General features: G+C 37.1%; 20 protein-coding genes. 19 read left to right on the top strand and 1 reads right to left on the bottom strand.

Features of this window, described 5'->3' with window-relative positions; translation table 11 throughout:
* Positions 1-450 precede the first annotated feature (450 nt).
* From mioC to H592_RS0114605, 16 genes are all read left to right on the top strand, one after another.
* Positions 451-912 (top strand): FMN-binding protein MioC, encoded by a 462-nt coding sequence (mioC, locus tag H592_RS0114680; protein ID WP_028869430.1) that lies wholly within the window; start codon positions 451-453, stop codon positions 910-912.
* Positions 913-1282: 370 nt separating this feature from the next.
* Complete coding sequence (mnmG, locus tag H592_RS0114675) at positions 1283-3172, top strand: tRNA uridine-5-carboxymethylaminomethyl(34) synthesis enzyme MnmG (protein ID WP_028869429.1); 1890 nt, start codon at positions 1283-1285, stop codon at positions 3170-3172.
* On the top strand, positions 3172-3798 hold the full coding sequence (gene rsmG, locus H592_RS0114670; RefSeq protein ID WP_028869428.1) for a 16S rRNA (guanine(527)-N(7))-methyltransferase RsmG: 627 nt from the start codon (positions 3172-3174) through the stop codon (positions 3796-3798). Before mnmG ends, rsmG begins: the two co-directional genes overlap by 1 nt.
* A gap of 29 nt (positions 3799-3827) precedes the next feature.
* Positions 3828-4622, top strand: a complete 795-nt coding sequence (locus H592_RS0114665) for a ParA family protein (RefSeq protein ID WP_028869427.1) — start codon at positions 3828-3830, stop codon at positions 4620-4622.
* A 1-nt stretch (position 4623) separates the two neighbouring features.
* The gene (locus H592_RS0114660) at positions 4624-5532 is read left to right on the top strand and encodes a ParB/RepB/Spo0J family partition protein (protein WP_028869426.1); all 909 of its coding nucleotides are present in this window, start codon (positions 4624-4626) and stop codon (positions 5530-5532) included.
* Positions 5533-5761: 229 nt separating this feature from the next.
* Positions 5762-6172 (top strand): ATP synthase subunit I, encoded by a 411-nt coding sequence (locus H592_RS0114655; protein ID WP_028869425.1) that lies wholly within the window; start codon positions 5762-5764, stop codon positions 6170-6172.
* Positions 6156-6956 (top strand): F0F1 ATP synthase subunit A, encoded by an 801-nt coding sequence (gene atpB / locus H592_RS0114650; protein WP_028869424.1) that lies wholly within the window; start codon positions 6156-6158, stop codon positions 6954-6956. Before H592_RS0114655 ends, atpB begins: the two co-directional genes overlap by 17 nt.
* 87 nt (positions 6957-7043) lie before the next feature.
* Entirely contained in the window at positions 7044-7301 is a 258-nt protein-coding gene (gene atpE, locus H592_RS0114645) for a F0F1 ATP synthase subunit C (protein WP_025565310.1), read from the top strand.
* Positions 7302-7339: 38 nt separating this feature from the next.
* Positions 7340-7810 (top strand): F0F1 ATP synthase subunit B, encoded by a 471-nt coding sequence (gene atpF / locus H592_RS0114640; RefSeq protein WP_028869423.1) that lies wholly within the window; start codon positions 7340-7342, stop codon positions 7808-7810.
* 11 nt (positions 7811-7821) lie between these two features.
* Positions 7822-8355, top strand: coding sequence for a F0F1 ATP synthase subunit delta (gene atpH / locus H592_RS24010; RefSeq protein ID WP_028869422.1), 534 nt, complete (start codon positions 7822-7824; stop codon positions 8353-8355).
* A 12-nt stretch (positions 8356-8367) separates the two neighbouring features.
* Entirely contained in the window at positions 8368-9909 is a 1542-nt protein-coding gene (gene atpA, locus H592_RS0114630) for a F0F1 ATP synthase subunit alpha (RefSeq protein WP_028869421.1), read from the top strand.
* 47 nt (positions 9910-9956) lie between these two features.
* On the top strand, positions 9957-10823 hold the full coding sequence (atpG, locus tag H592_RS0114625; RefSeq protein WP_028869420.1) for a F0F1 ATP synthase subunit gamma: 867 nt from the start codon (positions 9957-9959) through the stop codon (positions 10821-10823).
* A gap of 30 nt (positions 10824-10853) precedes the next feature.
* A complete protein-coding gene (gene atpD / locus H592_RS0114620; RefSeq protein WP_025565305.1) occupies positions 10854-12251 on the top strand; it encodes a F0F1 ATP synthase subunit beta in 1398 nt (465 codons plus the stop codon).
* A gap of 15 nt (positions 12252-12266) precedes the next feature.
* Positions 12267-12686 carry a F0F1 ATP synthase subunit epsilon gene (locus H592_RS0114615; RefSeq protein ID WP_028869419.1) on the top strand — a complete coding sequence of 140 codons (420 nt, stop codon included), beginning with the start codon at positions 12267-12269 and terminating at the stop codon, positions 12684-12686.
* Positions 12687-13177: 491 nt separating this feature from the next.
* Positions 13178-13660 carry a DUF3015 family protein gene (locus tag H592_RS0114610; RefSeq protein WP_028869418.1) on the top strand — a complete coding sequence of 161 codons (483 nt, stop codon included), beginning with the start codon at positions 13178-13180 and terminating at the stop codon, positions 13658-13660.
* A 57-nt stretch (positions 13661-13717) separates the two neighbouring features.
* Entirely contained in the window at positions 13718-15565 is a 1848-nt protein-coding gene (locus H592_RS0114605) for an Lnb N-terminal periplasmic domain-containing protein (RefSeq protein WP_028869417.1), read from the top strand.
* Between the two features lie 3 nt (positions 15566-15568).
* Here the strand turns inward: H592_RS0114605 and H592_RS22455 are convergent, their stop codons facing one another.
* The gene (locus H592_RS22455; protein WP_037071887.1) at positions 15569-16273 is read right to left on the bottom strand and encodes a DUF2161 domain-containing phosphodiesterase; all 705 of its coding nucleotides are present in this window, start codon (positions 16271-16273) and stop codon (positions 15569-15571) included.
* A gap of 771 nt (positions 16274-17044) precedes the next feature.
* Between H592_RS22455 and glyQ the strand changes: the two genes are divergently transcribed.
* The 3 genes from glyQ to H592_RS0114580 all read left to right on the top strand — a co-directional run bounded on the left by glyQ (position 17045) and on the right by H592_RS0114580 (position 21615).
* On the top strand, positions 17045-17950 hold the full coding sequence (gene glyQ, locus H592_RS0114590; protein WP_028869415.1) for a glycine--tRNA ligase subunit alpha: 906 nt from the start codon (positions 17045-17047) through the stop codon (positions 17948-17950).
* A 14-nt stretch (positions 17951-17964) separates the two neighbouring features.
* Positions 17965-20031 carry a glycine--tRNA ligase subunit beta gene (gene glyS, locus H592_RS0114585; RefSeq protein ID WP_028869414.1) on the top strand — a complete coding sequence of 689 codons (2067 nt, stop codon included), beginning with the start codon at positions 17965-17967 and terminating at the stop codon, positions 20029-20031.
* Positions 20032-20361: 330 nt separating this feature from the next.
* A complete protein-coding gene (locus H592_RS0114580; RefSeq protein ID WP_028869413.1) occupies positions 20362-21615 on the top strand; it encodes a valine--pyruvate transaminase in 1254 nt (417 codons plus the stop codon).
* Positions 21616-21775: the final 160 nt, after the last annotated feature.

Below are 21775 nucleotides of genomic sequence, written 5' to 3'. Positions count from 1 at the left end.
TGCAAGCAGAAGAATTACATTTTTGATTTTTTTGAAATCACATCAACAACAAGTGCTCACACAGATTGTTTGATTAAATTGTTAAAGAGCGTGCCTTGCGGCTAGGCGGCGTATACTACGCTAACCTTGAACCTTGTCAACATCTTATTTTAAATTACTTTAAAAGTTTTTGTTGGCTCAAACTCTAGGAGTTTGTTGGTTCGGACTTGGTTAGTAACTTGCGCTACATCCCGTGTCTGTGGGGTCGCATTATAGGGACTCAGATCACATTAGCAAGTATTAATTAGTGTTTTTTGTGATTATTAAATTGAATGATTATTTAGCGAACAACTTGCTTTATTTTCATACTAATTACGCACTATATTGAACATATTTACGCGTTATAATGAGATGCTGTTTTTATAAATTCATTGTTTGTTGTTTTGTTCCTACATAGAGAGAGAAAATATTGTGATTAATATAGATATATTAGTAGGTAGTACATTGGGTGGAACAGAGTATGTTGCGGAAGCTACCCAACCTTTTTTAGAAAAAGCAGGTTTTAGCACTCAAGTTCACTTCTCTCCTGATTTAACCATGTTGAATATAGAAGAAAAAAACATATGGTTAATTTGTTTAGCTACACATGGTGCAGGTGACTACCCTGATAACTTTAAACAAATAGTAGAACAGATTAATAAAATGCAGGGTGATTTGTCTAACATTCATTTTGGCTTAATCGGTGTTGGTGACTCGAATTACGACACTTATTGTTATGCTGCAAAACAATTCGATCTTCTGTTACGTGAAAAAGGAGCGCATCGGTTAGGTAATATATTCAATATTGATGTTGTTGAATCACCGATCCCAGAGGACCAAGTTGAAGATTGGATCCCTTTCTTTATAAAAGATCTTAATTATTTAGCTATTTAATTGATAAGTTACCCACAAGTTTCTGTGCATAATTCATTTATAACTACTGAATTAGTTTTGCGTAATCACTTTATAAAAATGTGCATAAATTGGGCTGTTGATAAAGTACTTTTCTATACTCAGGTTGATCGCATTAAGATCCCTTATTATGCACACGATCGGATCTCTTTTAAGATCCTGATCTTTAATCGATTAAAGTTGTTTTACACAGAAATTCAATTGCTTAATAAGTATAGTAATAAAAGATCTTTAAAGATCTATATATAATACTAATACTATTGTTTTCTGTTAAAACAACCTTGTTGCTTTCCTTTATTTTTTAAACGGGTAAAATCTAACTTTAATTTTATATAGCTGTATTTGGAATATTATGATTTACCATGAACAATTTGACGTTATCGTTATTGGCGGTGGCCATGCAGGAACTGAAGCTGCTGCTGCACCTGCTAGAATGGGATTAAAAACCCTATTATTGACTCACAATATTGAAACATTAGGTCAAATGTCATGTAATCCTGCAATTGGTGGGATTGGTAAAGGACACTTAGTTAAAGAGATTGATGCCTTAGGTGGTTTAATGGCATCGGCTATCGACAAAGGTGGTATTCAATTCAGAACGCTTAATTCAAGTAAAGGGCCAGCTGTTCGTGCTACTCGTGCTCAAGCAGATCGTCTTTTGTACAAAGCAGCTATTCGTGAAAAATTAGAGAATCAAGAAAATTTACAAATTTTTCAACAAGAAGTTGAAGATCTGATTATTGAAAATGATCGCGTTGTTGGTGTTATTACTAAAATGGGCGTTCGGTTTTCTGCTAAATCAGTTGTATTAACCGTAGGTACTTTCTTAAACGGTTTAATTCATATTGGTTTAAAAAATTACAGTGGTGGTCGTGCAGGCGATCCAGCTTCGATCACTTTATCTGATCGATTAAAAGAAATGCCATTACGCATGGGTCGTCTAAAAACAGGTACACCTGCTCGTATTGACGCACGAAGTATCGACTTTTCTGAATTAGAGGTTCAACACGGTGATAATCCAACACCTGTATTTTCTTTTTTAGGTAATCGTTCTGAACATCCACGTCAGATCCCTTGTTATATCACTCACACCAATGAAAAAACGCATGATATTATTCGTGCTAATTTAGATCGAAGTCCAATGTATTCAGGTGTGATTGAAGGTGTAGGGCCTCGCTACTGCCCTTCTATCGAAGATAAGATCATGCGTTTTGCTGATAAAAATTCACACCAAATATTTGTAGAGCCTGAAGGTTTAACAACGCATGAAGTTTACCCAAATGGTATTTCTACAAGTTTACCTTTCGATGTTCAACTTGCTTTCATTCAATCGATGAAAGGTTTTGAAAATGCATTTGTAACACGTCCTGGCTATGCGATTGAATACGATTATTTTGATCCCCGAGATCTTAAATCTACGTTAGAAAGCAAATACATTGATGGTTTATTCTTTGCCGGACAAATCAATGGCACAACGGGTTATGAGGAAGCTGCTGCTCAAGGTTTATTAGCAGGTATGAATGCTGGCTTACAAGTACAAGACAAAGAAGGTTGGGCTCCTCGACGAGATCAAGCTTATATTGGTGTATTAGTTGATGATTTATCGACACTAGGTACAAAAGAACCTTACCGTATGTTTACTAGCCGTGCTGAATATCGATTATTATTGCGTGAAGATAATGCTGATACGCGTTTAACAGAAAAAGGCAGAGAGCTAGGCTTAGTTGATGACGTACGCTGGGAAGCTTTTAGTAAAAAACAAGAGCTTGTAGAAACTGAATTAAAACGTTTAAAAGGGCAATGGGTTAACCCTAATTCTATTAATGCTGACAAAATTAATGAATTATTGAAAAAACCTATGCAACGAGAAAGTACATTGGAAGCAATGATTCGTCGACCTGAAGTGACTTATGAAAGCTTGATGAAAATCGAAGGTTTAGGTCCTGCAATTGCTGACCCTATCGCTGCAGAGCAAGTTGAAATAAATATAAAATACCAAGGTTATATCGATCGTCAGTTAGATGAAATTGAAAAATTGAAACGTCATGAAGATACGCTTTTACCGAAAGAATTAGATTACTCAGAAATCAAGGGTTTATCTAACGAAGTGACCGCGAAGCTAAATGATTTAAAACCAGAAAGTATTGGTCAAGCATCGCGTGTATCAGGGATCACCCCTGCTGCTATTTCGATTTTATTAATACACTTAAAGAAAAGCGGCGTTCGTCGTAAGGCTGGTTAATGAGTTTACGACTTCAGTTAGATGCGCTTATTGCGCAAACGGATCTTGTCATTACAGATCAACAAGTATCTCAATTAGTACAGTTAGTTGAGTTGTTAGCTAAGTGGAATAAAGCGTATAATCTCACTTCTGTACGCGATCCATCACAAATGCTTGTCAAACATATTATGGACAGTATAGTCGTATCACCTCATTTGCAGGGAGATAGCTTTATTGATGTTGGAACTGGACCTGGCTTACCAGGTCTACCGTTAGCAATTTTAAATCCTGATAAACATTTTGTTTTATTAGACAGTTTAGGAAAACGTTTACGTTTTATTCGACAAGCTATCCTCAGTTTAGGGTTAAAAAATGTTGAGATAGTACAAAGCCGAGTTGAAGAATATCAACCTGAAACTGGTTTTGACTGTGTCTTGAGCCGTGCCTTTGCATCATTAGAAGATATGTTATCTTGGTGTTATCACTTACCGAATACAAGTGGTCACTTCTTAGCGCTTAAAGGGCAATATCCTGAATCTGAAGTTAATAATTTAGATTCTAAATTTAAATTTATTGAGTCGGTTACATTACAAGTCCCACAATTAGATGGTGAACGCTGTTTAGTGAAAGTTAAGCGTGTCTCGTAATCACTCAAATACATATTAAGTAGGTTTTTGTGGGTAAAATAATAGCGATTGCAAATCAAAAAGGTGGCGTTGGTAAAACGACTACTTGTGTTAACTTAGCGGCTTCAATGGCGGCCACTAAACGTAAAGTTTTGATTATTGATCTTGATCCTCAGGGTAATGCAACCATGGGTAGCGGGATTGATAAATATGAAGTTGCTCATACCGCATATGACCTGTTAATTGATGAGCTTCCCCTTGCTCAAGTCATTGAGTCTGAAACGACGGGGGGATTTGATTTAGTCGCTGCTAATAGTGATGTTACTGCAGCTGAAGTTAAATTAATGAGCTTTTTCTCACGCGAGACACGTTTAAGAACTGCTCTAGAAGGCGCTAGGGATGTTTATGATTACATCTTTATAGACTGCCCTCCTTCGCTCAATATGTTAACAGTTAATGCTATGACAGCTGCTGATTCAGTGTTGGTACCTATGCAGTGTGAATATTATGCGTTAGAAGGTTTAACTGCATTAGTTGATACGATTAGCAAACTCGCAGCCGTGGTTAATGCAGATCTAAAGATCGAAGGTATTTTGCGCACTATGTACGATCCTCGTAATCGATTATCTACAGATGTATCAGATCAATTAAAGAAGCATTTTGGTGATAAAGTTTACCGCACTATTATTCCTCGTAATATTCGCTTAGCTGAAGCACCAAGCTTTAGTAAGCCAGTGATGTATTATGATAAAAACTCTACCGGAGCAAGAGCATATTTATCATTAGCGGGTGAAATTTTAAGGCGAGAAGAACAATCTATCAGTACAGAACAGGAAGTTATTTAATATGTTAGGCAAAAAAAGAGGCTTAGGTAAGGGACTGGATTCATTATTAAGCAGCAGTACCGTCACGCGTAATAAGCAAGTCTCACATGATGCGAATGCAGAACAAACACAGCAGCGTATTAATCAAGATCAAGGAGCCTTACAAGACATTGATATCAATCTGTTGCAAGTTGGTAAATACCAACCTCGTCGAGATATGTCATCGGATGCATTACAAGAATTAGCTAACTCAATTCATGCACAAGGCATTATTCAGCCCCTTGTAGTTCGTGAGACCGGTCATCAAAAATTTGAGATTATTGCCGGCGAACGTCGTTGGCGAGCAGCAAAAATAGTTGGACTTGAATCGATTCCTTGTTTAATAAAAAATGTGGAAGATGATGCCGCTATTGCAATCGCCTTGATTGAAAATATTCAACGTGAAAATCTTAATGCAATGGAAGAAGCGATTGCTTTAAAGCGCATTGTTGATGAATTCGAATTAACCCACCAAGAAGTTGCTCAAGCCGTTGGAAAATCACGTACTGCTGTTAGTAACCTACTACGTTTAAATAATCTTAACGAAGATGTTCAAACATTATTAGAACATGGCGATCTAGAGATGGGCCACGCACGCGCTTTATTAGTGTGTGAAGGAACACTACAATCTGATCTTGCTAAAATAGTTGTAAGTAAAGCATTAAGTGTGCGTGAAACTGAAAAATTAGTTAAAAAATCGCAAGCACCAGAGAAAGTTAAAACGCCCCCTCTTTTTTGTGAAAAAACTGAGTTATTTGTTACAACTTTAGAAAATAAATTTGGTCTAAAAGTAACAGCTAAAAATAGTAAAAATGGATCTGGTAAATTAGTCATAGATTACAGTTCTATAACAGACTTAGATGCATTGATCACATTAATAGAAAATAAATAAAGAAAAGCGAAGGTTTTCGTTACTTTATTGTTTTAGATCATATGCAGTTTCCTCTGCTTTATATTAAATAATCATGAAAGTTTCCCGATTCTACTACCTCAACGCATCGCTCCATATTGCATTGACATTTTTTGTCGGTATAATTTGCTCAAGTTTTAATTTGGGCGAATAATTGATTATTTTTTATCATTTATTCATGCTTTGAATTAGCTAGTAAAAGGAAATCAGAGTGGTTGATAAACTAGCAAAAAAAGGTCAGGTTTCAGGGCTGAAATTGGTGGCTTTTCAATTATTATTAATGCTAATTATTGCATTGGTTTCAACAGTGTTTTTTTCGATTAAGTCTGGTTATTCAGCCTTAGCTGGAGGAGTCACTTTTTTGCTTCCTAACCTTATTTTTGTTTTGATGGCATTTGCACACGCAGGTGCGAGACAAACTAAAAAAGTACTTAGGGGGTTTTACGCAGGGGAGGCTATTAAACTCTTTTTAACTGTGCTGCTGTTTGTTGTGTTTTTGAAATACGTGTTGTTATCACTAACAGCTTTCTATATTTCATTCTCATTGCTGGTTGCCTCACAGTGGTTAGCGCCTTTCTTTTTTTATAACAACGATGGGATAAAACATGGCTGGTCAAGGTGAAGCTCTAACATCATCAAGTTATATTCAACATCATTTAACAAACCTTACATGGAGTGTTGATGGTGGTTGGAATGCGCATGATGCTGGTTTTTGGACTTTTCACGTCGATTCTCTACTGGTTGCAGTAGGCCTCGGTGTATTATTTCTTTGGTTGTTTCGTAGTGTAGCAAAACATTCAACAGTTGGTGTACCTGGTAAGTTACAGTGTTTCATCGAAATGGTGATTGATTTTGTAGATGAGAATGTAAAAGATACTTTTCATGGCAAAAATGCCTTGATAGCACCTTTAGCATTAACTATTTTCGTTTGGGTATTCTTAATGAACCTAATGGATTTAGTACCTGTAGATTTGCTACCTCATGCTGCGCAAACTATCGGAGTACCTTATCTTAAAGTTGTACCTACAACTGATTTAAACGTAACACTTGGTATGTCATTGAGTGTGTTCGCTTTAATCATTTACTACACTGTCAAAGTAAAAGGTTTCGGTGGGTTCGTTAAAGAACTGACTATGCAACCATTTAACCATTGGGCATTCATCCCGGTAAACTTCTTACTTGAATCTGTAACGCTATTAGCGAAGCCTGTTTCATTAGGACTACGTTTATTTGGAAACTTATATGCTGGTGAGTTGATATTTATTTTGATAGCACTACTGGGTTACTGGCAATTACCACTTTACTTCCCGTGGGCCGTATTCCATATTTTAATTATTGTTCTACAAGCCTTTATCTTTATGATGCTGACCATTGTATATCTCAGCATGGCACACGAAGATCATTAATTAATTTTTAGGTATGACATTAATTTTTACTTTTTAAGTAATTACTTTTAAACATAAAACAATTTAATTTTATTTGGAGAATTTTTCATGGAAACAGTATTAGGTTTTACTGCAATCGCTGTAGCACTTCTAATTGGTTTAGGCGCTGCTGGCACAGCTATCGGTTTTGGTATCTTAGGTGGTAAATTCCTAGAAGGTGCTGCACGTCAACCAGAAATGGCACCTATGTTACAAGTTAAAATGTTCATCGTTGCTGGTCTTATCGATGCAATCGCAATGATCGGTGTTGGTATTGCATTATTCTTCACATTTGCAAACCCATTTGTAGCTCAACTAGCGGGCTAATAACGGATCCTAATTTACTTAATTACTAAGGAGCTGTTATGAATATTAATGCAACCCTAATTGGCCAAGCTATCGCATTTGCGATATTTGTTTGGTTCTGCATGAAGTATGTGTGGCCACCACTTTTAGACGCAATTGAAGCGCGTCAAAAGAAAATTGCGGATGGTTTAACGCAAGCTGAACGTGCAGGAAAAGATCTTGAACTTGCGCAAGCTAAAGCAACTGATAAGTTGAAACAAGCTAAAGCACAAGCGGCAGAAATTATCGATCAAGCTAATAAGCGTCGTACACAAATTGTTGAAGAAGCTAAAAATGAAGCTGAAACTGAGCGCAGTAAAATTATTGCTCAAGGTGAAGCGGAAGTTGAAGCTGAACGTAACCGTGCTCGTGAAGAGTTACGTCAACAAGTTGCTGTTCTAGCTATTGCGGGTGCTGAAAAAATCATTAAGCGTACTATTGATAAAGAAGCGAATAGCGACATTATTGATAAATTAGTTGCTGAACTATAAGGAGCGAAGTTATGTCTGAATTGACTACTGTAGCTCGTCCTTATGCAAGAGCCGCTTTTGAATTTGCAGTTAGTAATAACAAAATCGAAGCTTGGTCTACGATGCTGTTTTTTGCCGCTGAAGTTGCACAAGATGCAACCATGGCAAAGATACTAACACGCGATAAAGCACCAAAAGAGTTAGCTGATCTGTTTATTAATGTTTGTGGAGACCAACTCGATGAGAATGGTCAAAACTTTATTAAAGTATTAGCTGAAAATGGACGTTTGAGTGTTTTGCCACGCATTAAACAACTTTTTTCTGATTTAGAAACTGAGTATAAAAAAGAGATCGACGCTGATGTTGTCTCTGCTTATGCACTGTCTAAAGTTCAGTTGAAAGAGTTGAGTATATCGTTGGAAAAACGCCTCGCACGAAAAGTAAACCTAAATTGTAGTATTGATAAATCGTTAATTGCTGGGATGGTTATTACCGCCGGTGATTTAGTGATTGATAGCACCGCTAGCGGTCAACTATCTCGTTTATCACATACTTTACAATCTTAATGGGAAGTTAGCATGCAACTGAATTCCACTGAAATTAGCGATCTTATCAAGCAACGAATTGGAAAATTCGAAGCGGTAAGCGAAGCGCGAAATGAAGGTACAATCGTTTCTGTAAGCGATGGTATTATTCGCATCAACGGCCTTGCTGAATGTATGCAAGGTGAGATGATCGAACTACCAAATGGTAGCTTTGCTATGGCACTTAACCTTGAGCGTGACTCGGTAGGTGCTGTTGTAATGGGACCTTACCGTGACCTTAAAGAAGGTGAAAAGGTAAAATCAACTGGTCGTATTCTTGAAGTACCAGTAGGTAAAGGTCTTCTTGGTCGAGTTGTTAACACAATGGGTGAGCCGATTGATGGAAAAGGACCTATCGAAAACGATGGTTTCTCTCCAATTGAAGTGATCGCACCTGGTGTAATCGATCGTAAATCAGTTGATCAACCAGTACAAACTGGTTGGAAATCAATCGATTCAATGATTCCAATCGGTCGTGGTCAACGTGAACTTATCATCGGTGACCGTCAAGTAGGTAAAACTGCTATTGCAATCGATGCAATCATTAACCAAAAATCTACAGGTTTATACTCTATCTATGTTGCGATTGGCCAAAAAGCGTCAACAATTGCAAACGTAGTACGTAAACTTGAACAGCATGGCGCGTTAGAAAATACTATCGTTGTTGTAGCATCTGCTTCTGAAGCTGCTGCATTACAATACCTTGCTCCATATGCAGGTTGTTCAATGGGTGAATACTTCCGTGACCGCGGTGAAGATGCACTGATTGTATATGATGATCTTTCTAAGCAAGCTGTTGCTTACCGTCAAATTTCACTATTGCTTAAACGTCCACCGGGCCGTGAAGCATATCCTGGTGATGTTTTCTACCTTCACTCTCGTCTTCTAGAGCGTGCATCTCGTGTAAGCGAGCATTACGTTGAAACCTTTACTAAAGGTGCAGTGAAAGGTAAAACTGGTTCATTAACAGCATTACCAATCATTGAAACACAAGCGGGCGATGTATCTGCATTCGTACCGACTAACGTAATATCTATTACCGATGGTCAGATCTTCTTAACAACTGAACTCTTTAATAGTGGTGTACGTCCAGCGGTTGATCCAGGTATCTCTGTATCACGTGTTGGTGGTGCTGCTCAGTGTAAGGTGATTAAAAAGCTTTCTGGTGGTATTCGTACTGCTTTAGCGCAATACCGTGAATTAGCAGCGTTTGCACAGTTTGCATCTGATTTAGATGAAGCTACGCGTAAACAGCTTGAGCATGGTAAAAAAGTAACTGAATTAATGAAGCAGAAACAATATGCTCCTATGTCAGTTGTTGAACAAGCGTTATCACTATTTGCTGCAGAGAAAGGCTTCTTAAATGATGTCGATGTTGAAAAAGTATTAGACTTTGAAGCATCTTTAATCTCTTACGCTAAAAATGAGCATGCTGAGTTTTATGCTCAAATTAATGCATCTGGTGATTACAACAAAGAAATCGAAGGGCAATTTAAGTCTCTTTTAGAATCTTTTGTTGCGACGCAAACCTGGTAATTAATTAACGGCGAAAGTCGTTAGTTAGCATTAATTAGGAGTAAGAAATGGCCGGCGATAAAGAAATTAGAAATAAGATCGCGAGTGTGAAAAACACTCAAAAAATCACTGGTGCCATGGAAATGGTTGCAGCATCAAAGATGCGTCGTGCGCAACAACGCATGCAAAGCAGTCTTTCTTATGCAACTACTATGCGCAAAGTGATTGGTCATATCGCACTAGGTAACTTGGAATACCACCACCCTTATCTTGAAGAAAGAGATATTAAGCGTGTTGGTTATATTGTCATTTCAAGTGATCGTGGTTTATGTGGCGGTTTAAACATTAATTTGTTTAAACCGGTTATCCAAGAAATGAAAAAACACAGCGAAGCTGGTGTTGAAGTTGATTTAGCCATTGTCGGTTCTAAAGCAAAAAGTTTCTTTGGTAATTTAGGCGCTAACATTGTTGCTCAAGCTACGGCTTTGGGTGATGCACCGTCGATTGATGACTTGATCGGTTCGGTAAAAGTAATGTTAGATGCTTATGATGCAGGTGACCTTGATCGTTTGTATATAGTGAACAATAAATTCGTTAGTACCATGGTACAAGTACCTACAATCAGTCAGTTATTACCTCTGCCAAAAGCAGAAAGTGATAACGAAGTTGCTGCCCATCACTGGGATTACATCTACGAAGGTGATGCTAAAGATATTTTAGATTCATTATTAGTTCGTTATGTTGAATCTCAAGTGTATCAAGCAGTAGTGGAAAACTTAGCGTGTGAGCAAGTTTCACGTATGGTTGCAATGAAAGCAGCAACCGATAACGCAAGTGACTTAATTGAAGATTTACAACTTGTTGCCAACAAAGCACGTCAAGCTGCAATTACTCAGGAACTATCTGAGATTTGTGGTGGTGCGGCTGCGGTATAATTTTAAAATAAAGATTTTAGAGGATCAGAAATGAGTTCAGGTAAAATCGTACAGATTATCGGTGCTGTTGTGGATGTTGAATTCCCACAAGAAAGCGTTCCGAATATATACAGTGCACTGATCGTGACTGAGAAAAACCTAACAATGGAAGTGCAGCAACAAATTGGCGGCGGCGTTGTACGTTGTATCGCTATGGGTGCTTCTGAAGGTTTGAGTCGTGGTTTAGAAGTTACTGATACTAAACATGCAATCACAGTACCTGTTGGTACGGCTACATTAGGCCGTATTATGAATGTATTGGGTGAGCCGATTGATGAATGTGGTCCTGTTGTTTCTGATGAACAATACGAGATTCACCGTGCAGCTCCTTCTTATGAAGAGCAGTCAGCATCAAATGAAACACTGGAAGTAGGTATTAAAGTTATCGACCTAATCTGCCCATTCGCAAGAGGTGGTAAAATCGGCCTGTTCGGTGGTGCTGGTGTTGGTAAAACAGTTAACATGATGGAGCTTATCAATAACATCGCACTGAAACATTCAGGTTTGTCTGTTTTTGCTGGTGTTGGTGAGCGTACTCGAGAAGGTAACGATTTCTACTTTGAAATGCAGGAAGCTGGCGTTGTAAACGTTGAAAAACCTGAATTATCAAAAGTGGCAATGGTTTACGGTCAAATGAATGAGCCACCAGGAAACCGTTTACGTGTTGCCCTGACTGGCCTTACAATGGCTGAGCGCTTCCGTGATGAAGGTAAAGACGTACTTCTATTCATTGATAACATCTACCGCTATACACTAGCAGGAACTGAAGTATCAGCTCTACTAGGTCGTATGCCATCAGCCGTTGGTTACCAACCAACACTTGCTGAAGAGATGGGTGTTTTACAAGAGCGTATTACCTCTACTAAAACGGGTTCTATCACTTCTATCCAAGCGGTATACGTACCTGCGGATGATTTAACGGATCCATCTCCTGCAACAACCTTTGCTCACTTAGACGCAACAGTTGTACTTAACCGTAATATCGCATCAATGGGTCTATACCCTGCGATTGACCCGTTAGATTCAACTTCACGTCAACTTGATCCATTAGTTGTTGGCCAAGAGCATTACGATATTGCACGTGGTGTACAAGGTATTTTACAGCGTTATAAAGAGCTGAAAGATATCATTGCTATCCTAGGTATGGATGAGCTTTCTGAAGAAGATAAGCAAATCGTATCTCGTGCACGTAAAGTTGAGAAATTCCTTACTCAGCCTTACCACGTAGCTGAAGTATTTACAGGTGACCCAGGTATTTACGTACCACTTAAAGACACATTAGCTGGCTTTAAAGGTTTAATTGCTGGTGAATACGACGACATTCCTGAGCAAGCGTTCCTATACGTAGGTGCAATTGAAGAAGCTGTCGAAAACGCTAAAAAAATGTAACAGCTGGAGGTTACTATGGCTAAAGCAATGACCACACATTTAGATGTTGTAAGTGCTGAAAAATCTTTATTTAAAGGATTAGTTTCACATTTATCAGTATCTGGTCAAGAAGGTGAACTAGGCATTATGCATGGTCACACACCACTTCTGACACCAATTAAACCAGGAATGGTTCAATTAGTTAAGCAAAATGGTGGCGAAGAAGTCATTTATATCTCAGGCGGTTTTCTTGAAGTACAGCCAGGTGGTGTTACGGTATTAGCCGATACTGCAATTCGTGGTCAAGATCTTGACAAAGCGAAAGCAGAAGAAGCTAAACGTGCAGCAGAAGCACAAATGTCAAATCCTTCTAAGGATATTGATTTTGCACTGGTTACTGCACAACTTGCGCAAGCAGTTGCGCAGTTACGTGCTATTAAGTTAACACGTAAGTAGATATTTAAACTTTCGTTAAAAAAAGGCGACCTTATGGTCGCCTTTTTTATTGCTGTTAATTTTGGGTAACTAACGAGGCTAATAGTAATAAAAGTGAAATTTATATTTTCAAAAAGCCATTTTTATAGGTCAAGTCTATAACATACCTTGCAGGCTTGTTCTCAACGATTTTCTTCTCTCGTCTAAAATTCACCTATTGATTGTTGATTAAAGTGCTTGAATAAAAATACTAATATGCAACAAATTTTGATATTTTTATATGTGCTTTTAGATTCAGATCACAATCGTATTAAATACTATTATTGTCTATAATTCTTTGTTTTCTTTTAATAAATATTCTTCTAGAATATTTTTTCAGTGTTTAATTAGTTGGTAGTTGTAATATATTTATTATGCTATTGTTAACATATTGTTTACATGACAACTTAATGTGAACAGGTGTCAAAATAAAGTATTAATCACTCTTCGATATATTATTAAAGGATTTATATATGAAAAAGTTAATTGCAGTTGCAGCGCTATCTTTATTACCATTTACAAGTGCGATGGCTGACCAAGATATTGGTTGTGGTCTGGGTTCAATGGTTATGGCAGGCCAAGAAGGTAAAGTATTTAAAGTGTTGGGTGCAACGACAAATGGTACTTCTGGTAACCAAACTTTCGGTATTACTTTTGGTACATTAGGTTGTGATGGTACTGATACAGTGACTTCAACAGCTAAAGTATCTCTATTTATTGATGGAAATATGGATAACTTAGCACGTGACATGTCTAAAGGTGAAGGTGAAACATTATCAACACTTGCAGAAGTTTGGGGTTTATCAGCTGAAGATCAAGTGACATTTAATCAACTTGCACAAGCAAACTTCTCTGATGTTTTCACTTCTGAAAATGTAACTTCTCAAGCAGTATTAGAGAATTTGAATGCATTGATGTCTAATAATGCAGATCTTTCTGCATACACTCTCTCTTAAGCATTTCTTTATATACTTATAATAAAAGCCCCTATTGGGGCTTTTTGTTTAGTGGCTATGAATAAAAAAAGTAAAATACTCTTCTGCATCTTGGCTTTCTTCTCTATCCCATTACTGGCAGATTCTTCTTTAGCAAAATTATCACAAGATAGTTATTGGTTACAGCTTGGACATTATAGAACCGCTGTTACAAGTGATTGGAAGAGTGAAGTCGATGAGTCTTCTTTCTTTATTGCGACACAGGGAAAAACAAACCCTAAAGCTGAATTACTCGCAACCATTGATGCGTTTAATGGTAAAAACTTAAATAGTGAAGAAACTAACGTAATGATCTGTCGCTTTCCCGCTCGTTTTAACTGGTTAAAAACTAAAGTTGATAATGATTGGGGTGAGTTAGATTGCCCTGAATTGCAGCGATGGAAAACGGTTATTGACCCTGCTGGTATTACCTTAGTCTTCCCAACTGCTTTTATGAATAATCCTTCTTCAATGTTTGGCCATACTTTATTAAGAATCGATGCCAAAGATCAAACCCGAAATAAAGAATTAGTAGCATTTGCTGTTAATTTTGCCGCAGATCCAGATTTACATGATAATGCGGCTACCTACGCTTATAAAGGGTTAGTTGGGTCTTATCCTGGGCGTTTTTCTTTAATGCCCTATTATCGTAAAGTACGAGAATACAACGATTTAGAATCTCGAGATATTTGGGAATATAAACTGAATTTAACACCTATTGAAGTTGAGCGTGTGTTGTTGCATTTATGGGAATTACAATCAACTCACTTCGATTATTACTTTATTGATGAAAACTGCTCTTATCAGTTACTTTCTTTGTTACAACTTGCACGTGAAAATATTGATTTAACTTCTTCGTTCACGATGCAAGCTATTCCCTCTGATACTGTTGCAGTATTGAGAGATAATCAATTATTACAAGAGCCTAATTATAGACCAGCTTTTGGCACTAAGTTATTCCATTATTCACAACAACTTTCTGATACTGAATTAAAAGCCGCGCGTTCTTTGATGGAAGGCGGCGAGCTAGATGAAAGCGCATATACTATTCAACAGAAAGCAGCCATTTTAGAAATGGCTTATGAATGGTTAAATTTTGAATTTTATGATCTAGGGTTAGACCGTGACATCGTTGCACCACGTACTAATCGTTTATTAATGGCGCGAAGTAAAATAAAGTTACCATCACCTTTCACTCAACCACTGAAACCTAGTATATCGCCAGAGCAAGGGCATGGTTCATCACGTTTTGGTGTGTCTATTGCCGATACTGACAGTGATCAAGCTCGTTATAGTATATCTTATAGGCTGGCTTACCATGACTTATTAGATCAATCTGCTGGTTTTATCCCTGGCGCCCAGATTAGTTTTTTTGATATTGAAGCGAGCATTAATAATGCAAATAATAGCCGCTTGGAAAAACTGTATTTTATTGATGCAATGGCATTGCCTGTTGATAATAGAATTTTTGATAGCTGGTCTTGGAATATACGCATGGGATTTGATCGACAAGCTGATAAAAAAACGCAAAGTGGGCATTGGTTCACACAAGGTGGTTACGGCAAATCAATTGGTGATCCAAACCAATTACAAGCTTATTTATTAGGTTCTTTTGAACTAAACGGCGGTGACATCACCGATAATGATTTAAAGGCTGGAGTAGGCTCTGAATTAGGTGCTATTTGGCAAGTGAATACATCCAATAAGGCCGCTTTAATGGCGAATATAATGTATTTACCTGACTCCGATGTAGATTATCATTATCAGGTTGATCTCGACTGGAATTGGGCTTTTGAGCGCAATTGGGCGCTACGCAGTAAGTTGCGTCATCAAAAGTGGCGTGCTCAAGAGTCGATGGTTAAATTAACGTTATATCATTATTTTTAAGTTTTATAGCGACTCAGTTGTGGTGAACTCTTTCGCTTTTAGTAGCCACTCTGGTAGTTCTTTTTTACCTTGTTCTGATAATTGGTAAGTTCCTCTTTCTATTTTTTCAAACCAACCATAATAATCGTCACTTAAAAATCGTGTTGCCTGTGGTTCAGTGATGGCTTTATTGATATCCGCGCCTTTAGCTATTGGTTGTGCTAGAAAAAACTCTGCAACGCGAATGCAACGTTGTCTGTATGCAGTTAATCCTGCTTTAGAGCGTGTAGAGCCGCCTTTTTGCGTGTCACCTACTCGTTGGTTAAACTCTTTTAATAATCCGGACTGTTTACGTTTATTTTTGCGTGGCATGTAGTCTTGAGGATCAAATACCACCTCCACATATTGTTGCTCTTGTTGGATATCTACGACAATTAAACCGATTGCTAGTCGTTTAATTAGCTTTTTAACCTGTTTATTTTGTTTTTTATAAACAGTGCATTGTTTGGGTACTGCAATATAAACGATATCAGACAAACTAAATCTATCTACCGCTTGTAATAACAAAGTGATGTTTAAATTTAATTTTAATTCTACAATAATAATCTGGTCATTCTTTTTAGCGACGATATCGCAATTTTTTATCTCACCCTTAACTTCATAGTCTAAACATTGTAGATAGTTCTTAATCGGCAGATATAAATCACTTTCTTTTATTTTATTAGGCATTCTTAATAGTATTTCGCTTAAATTATATAGTTTGATTAGTATGTTACCTCAATCCCTGATAAGCAAATCGATGGTGTGCCGTTATTTTCCGTATCTATGTGTTAAATAGCCGTTCTTACTGTGATTATTGTTTTGATCATTTACCGCTAATTACACCAGATTAACTATGTCCCGGTGATCTAGGCGGTAATCATTATTAACTTTATGCTTTTATCGTTGCAGAGATAAGCAGGAGTGATCTCCCCATCATAATTAGACATCGCGACAGGTTTAAGTGTGAGCGCGATGCGTTAACTAAAACGACACTTTAGCCGGTGGGGTACCACAATATTAATTATGTTATCTGCGCAAAATTAGAGTTTCTTAGTGACCCATGTTTTGATCGCTGCCATCGTTATTGTTGTGATTAGTAAGTTGATACAGCAAGTAAGATTAAAATTGATTTATCATTTATTAAAGCTGACGGCTGAAAGTGAGTACTTACTTCTTATTATTTTTTTAAGTATTTTTCATATTGAATTGGTTGTTTATGTTCTATGTTGTTGGTAGTTAGGTATGGTTTAAATAGCTAGTCACTTAACTATAATTAGTATTATTTTTACACTCAGTCTGATAGTAGATCTATATAGTATTAAAATTATTCGATTTTGTTTGATCTACTTCTCTGCTATTCGCTTGTAAAGTTAGTCTATACCGCTATTGCCATTGGTATAATTGGCTCCAATAGGTATAATAGATTTCATTTTTTTCAATCAACTCGAAGCCTAAATCATGCAAAAATTCGATACAAAAACATTCCAAGGGCTGATTCTTGCATTGCAAGACTTCTGGGCTCGCCAAGGTTGTGCAATAGTTCAACCGCTTGATATGGAAGTTGGAGCTGGAACATTCCACCCACAAACCTTTTTACGTTCGATTGGTCCTGAGCCAATGAGCAGCGCTTATGTACAACCTTGTCGCCGTCCTACTGATGGTCGTTATGGTGAAAACCCAAATCGCTTACAACACTACTATCAATTCCAAGTCGTATTAAAACCATCTCCTAAAAATATTCAAGAGTTGTATTTACAATCGCTTGAAGAAATTGGTATCGATACCTCTATCCATGATATTCGTTTTGTAGAAGATAACTGGGAATCACCAACGTTAGGTGCTTGGGGACTAGGCTGGGAAATCTGGTTAAACGGGATGGAAGTGACACAGTTTACTTACTTCCAGCAAGTGGGGGGACTTGAGTGCTCTCCTGTTACCGGTGAAATTACCTATGGTTTAGAGCGTCTTGCTATGTATGTTCAAGGTGTGGATAGTATCTACGATCTCGTATGGACAGATGGCCCAATGGGTAAAGTGACTTACGGTGATATTTTCCATCAAAATGAAGTAGAACAATCGACCTACAATTTTGAATATGCCGATGTTGATGCATTATTTACACAGTTTGATCAATGTGAAAAAGATAGCCAAAAATTAATTGAAGCTAGCTTGCCGTTACCTGCTTATGAGCAAGTAATGAAAGCATCGCATGTTTTTAACTTGTTAGATGCTCGTCATGCAATCTCTGTTACTGAGCGCCAACGTTATATATTACGTGTGCGTTCGTTATCAAAAGCTGTTGCAGAGGCTTATTACGCTAAGCGTGAAGCACTTGGTTTCCCACTTTGTAAAAATTTAAATTAATAGAGGCAAGTTTAATGTCACAAGAAAATTTATTGATTGAGTTGGGAACCGAAGAGTTACCACCAAAATCACTTCGCAAACTTGCTGAGTCATTTGCTAGCAATATCGAAGCTGAACTAAATAAAGCTGAATTAACATTTGAAAAAGTTAATTGGTTAGCATCTCCAAGACGTTTAGCTGTAGTCGTCACTAATCTAGTCGCGACTCAAGCAGATAAAATAGTTGAAAAGCGTGGTCCAGCAGTAAACGTAGCATTTGATGAAAATGGTGTTGCGACCAAAGCGGCACAAGGTTGGGCACGTTCTAATGGCATTACCGTTGAAGAGGCTGAACGTTTAGTCACTGATAAAGGTGAATGGCTATTATTTAAGTCTGCGGTGAAAGGCCAACATATTAACAGTCTTATCCCTGCTATTGCGGAGTCGGCATTAGCTAAATTACCGATTGCAAAACCAATGCGTTGGGGAAGTGCAAGTACACAATTTATTCGCCCTGTGCATACCGTAACTATGTTATTTGGTAGTGAATTAATTCAAGGTGAATTATTAGGTGTTGCTTCAGATCGCACTATTCGTGGACATCGTTTCATGGGGGAAGCAGAGCTAACGCTATCACATGCGGATCAATATGAATCGTTATTAGATGATTCGGGTAAAGTTATTGTTGATTATGAACGTCGTAAAGCGATCATTCGTGAACAAGTAGAAGCCCTTGCTGCCCATGAAAATGGTGTTGCTGCAATTGATGATGAACTATTAGAAGAGGTTACTTCTTTAGTTGAATGGCCAGTAACATTAGTGGGATCGTTTGAAGAAAAGTTCTTAGCAGTTCCTTCTGAAGCGCTTATTTACACGATGAAAGATAATCAAAAATACTTCCCAGTATTAGATAAAGAAGGCAATTTATTACCACGCTTTATCTTTGTCTCAAATATTGTAAGTCGAGATCCTAAGCAAGTTGTTTCTGGTAATGAAAAAGTAGTGCGCCCTCGTTTAGCGGATGCAGAATTTTTCTTTGAAACGGATAAAAAGAAAACATTAGAAAGCCGTTTAGCATCGCTATCAACTGTATTGTTCCAAAAGCAATTAGGCACGTTAAAAGAGAAATCTGAACGTATCAGCGTCGTTGCTGAAAAAATAGCGACTAGTATTCAAGCCAATCCAGAGCACGCAAAGCGCGCTGGTTTATTATCAAAAGCAGACTTAATGTCTGAGATGGTAATGGAGTTCCCTGATGTTCAAGGTGTAATGGGGATGTATTATGCTCGCTTTGATGGCGAACATGAAGATGTTGCAGTGGCTTTGAATGAGCAATATTTACCACGTTTTGCTGGTGATAAACTACCTACTTCTTTAGTTGCTTGTGCCGTTTCATTAGCAGATAAATTAGATACGCTGGTGGGAATATTTGGTATTGGACAAGCACCTAAAGGTGACAAAGACCCATTTGCATTGCGTCGAGCTGCTATCGGTCTATTGCGTATCATTACAGATAAAAACTTAGACTTAGATATTGTTGATCTAGTTGAAATAGCTAAAACAGTGTACGCAGATAAATTAACAAATGATAATGTTGTTAACGATGTGGTTGATTTCTTATTTGCTCGTTTCCGTGCAACTTATCAAGCAAATGGTTATTCAGTTGAGTTAATTCAATCTGTTTTAGAGCGTCGTCCAACAAAACCGGTTGATTTTGAAAAGCGTATTAAAGCGGTTGCTAAGTTCCAAACGTTACCTGAAGCGGCACCAATCGCTGCTGCTAATAAACGTATTAGCAACATTCTTGCTAAAGTGACTGAAGAAATTAACAACGAAGTTAGTCAAGATTTGCTTCAAGAAGATGCCGAAATCGCACTTGTTGAAATTTTAGGCGCTCTAGAAAACAAGCTAAGCCCTTTATTTTTAGTCGGAGACTACGAGTCAGCCTTGTTTGAGTTAGCTAGCTTACAGACGCCTGTAGACGCTTTTTTCGATAATGTGATGGTAATGGCGGATGATTTAGCTGTAAAAAATAACCGTTTAGCCTTACTAAATCGTTTACGTAACTTATTTTTACAAGTTGCTGATGTGTCGGTGCTATAAATAATATTAACGATTAATACGAAAACGGTTAATCGTTGTTATAAAAAGCTCAGTTTATACTGAGCTTTTTTGTTTCACGTGAAACAATACTCGCAATCTTAATTATTTAAAAGGCTATTTAAGTTTGAAATAGCGAGATCACTTTTAAGACTCAAGCATATTACCTATCATTATCGGTCCTATCATTTAATATGTTAGATCGTAAACTAGACAGATTGCTTAAACACTACTCAAATTTAATCGTTGTTGTCTGTAATTGTTTCACATGAAACAATTGTTTTTTAAATTAATATTTTATTTTAATTCTCATTTTATATTCAGGATTTTTGCATGCCCTATTCAACATTTGGAAATAAATTTACACAGCACTCAGGCATAACAGAGTTAATGGATGATCTAAATAAAGGCGTAAAAGGCGGTGATGATATTTTAATGCTAGGTGGTGGTAATCCCGCCTCTATTCCGGCTATTCAAAAACGATTCACTGACCTAATGCAAGACTTATTAAATGAAGGGAAGTTAGTTGATACGCTCGCTAATTATGATGGGCCTCAAGGGAAAGATAGTTTTATTACTGCACTGGCAGAACTATTTAATGACTTATATGATTGGAATTTATCTTCTGAAAATATAATGTTAACTAATGGTAGTCAAAATGCATTTTTCTACCTATTTAATTTATTAGCGGGTGATTTTAGCAATGGAAAAAAACGTAAAATATTATTTCCATTAGCACCTGAATATATTGGTTATGCTGATGCCAGCGTTTCAGAAGCATCATTTGTTGCTGTTCGACCTAAAATTACGGAATTAGAAAATCAACAATTTAAATATCATGTTGATTTTGATGCGTTAGAAATAACTGATGATATTGGTGCTATTTGCGTATCTCGTCCTACTAATCCAACGGGTAATGTTTTAACTGATAGTGAAATAGATAAGTTAGATAAGCTAGCTAAACAGCATAATATTCCGCTTATTATTGATAATGCTTACGGTACTCCTTTCCCTAATATTATTTTCGAGAATGTTAAGCCTCATTTTAATAACAATACTATTTTATGTATGAGCTTGTCTAAATTCGGTTTACCTGGTGCACGTTGCGGTATTGTGATTGCCAATCAAAGTATTATTAAAGCCATGTCTAATCTATCGGGCATTATGGCACTATCCCCTGGGGGAATTGGCCCTGAAATTGTATTGCCTCTCGTAAAAACAAAAGAAATTATTACGTTGAGTGATAATGTAATTAAACCTTTTTATCAACAAAAATCTCAAATAGCTATGTCGTTATTATTGAAAAAAATAACTAATAAAAACTTCAGAATTCATAAAGCTGAAGGTGCATTATTTCTTTGGCTTTGGTTTAAAGATTTACCGATTAGCTCGAATGAACTTTATAAGAGATTAAAAGAGAAAGGTTTGATTGTTGTTTCTGGGCATTATTTTTTCCCTGGACTTGATCAGGATTGGAAGCATACACATGAATGTATTCGTCTCAATTATGCACAAGAAAGTGATGTTGTTGAACGTGGTGTTGATATTTTAGCGTCGGTTGTGAATGAGTTATATCAACAGAAATGATAATAAACTTTGGATAGGTTGTTTCACGTGAAACAACCTATAGCGACTTTTAAAGCAAAGAGTATTTTTAAAGGAAAGAATTAAAATATAAACTCAAATCAATAAACTCGAATCAAGGTGAAGACCAATTCACTAACCTTTTCTTTATAAATACTCTCTT

Source organism: Psychromonas arctica DSM 14288 (assembly GCF_000482725.1).
Classification (GTDB): Bacteria; Pseudomonadota; Gammaproteobacteria; order Enterobacterales; family Psychromonadaceae; genus Psychromonas; species Psychromonas arctica.
Note: the sequence above shows the minus strand (reverse complement) of the source record. Positions and strands in the feature narration are given on the sequence as shown.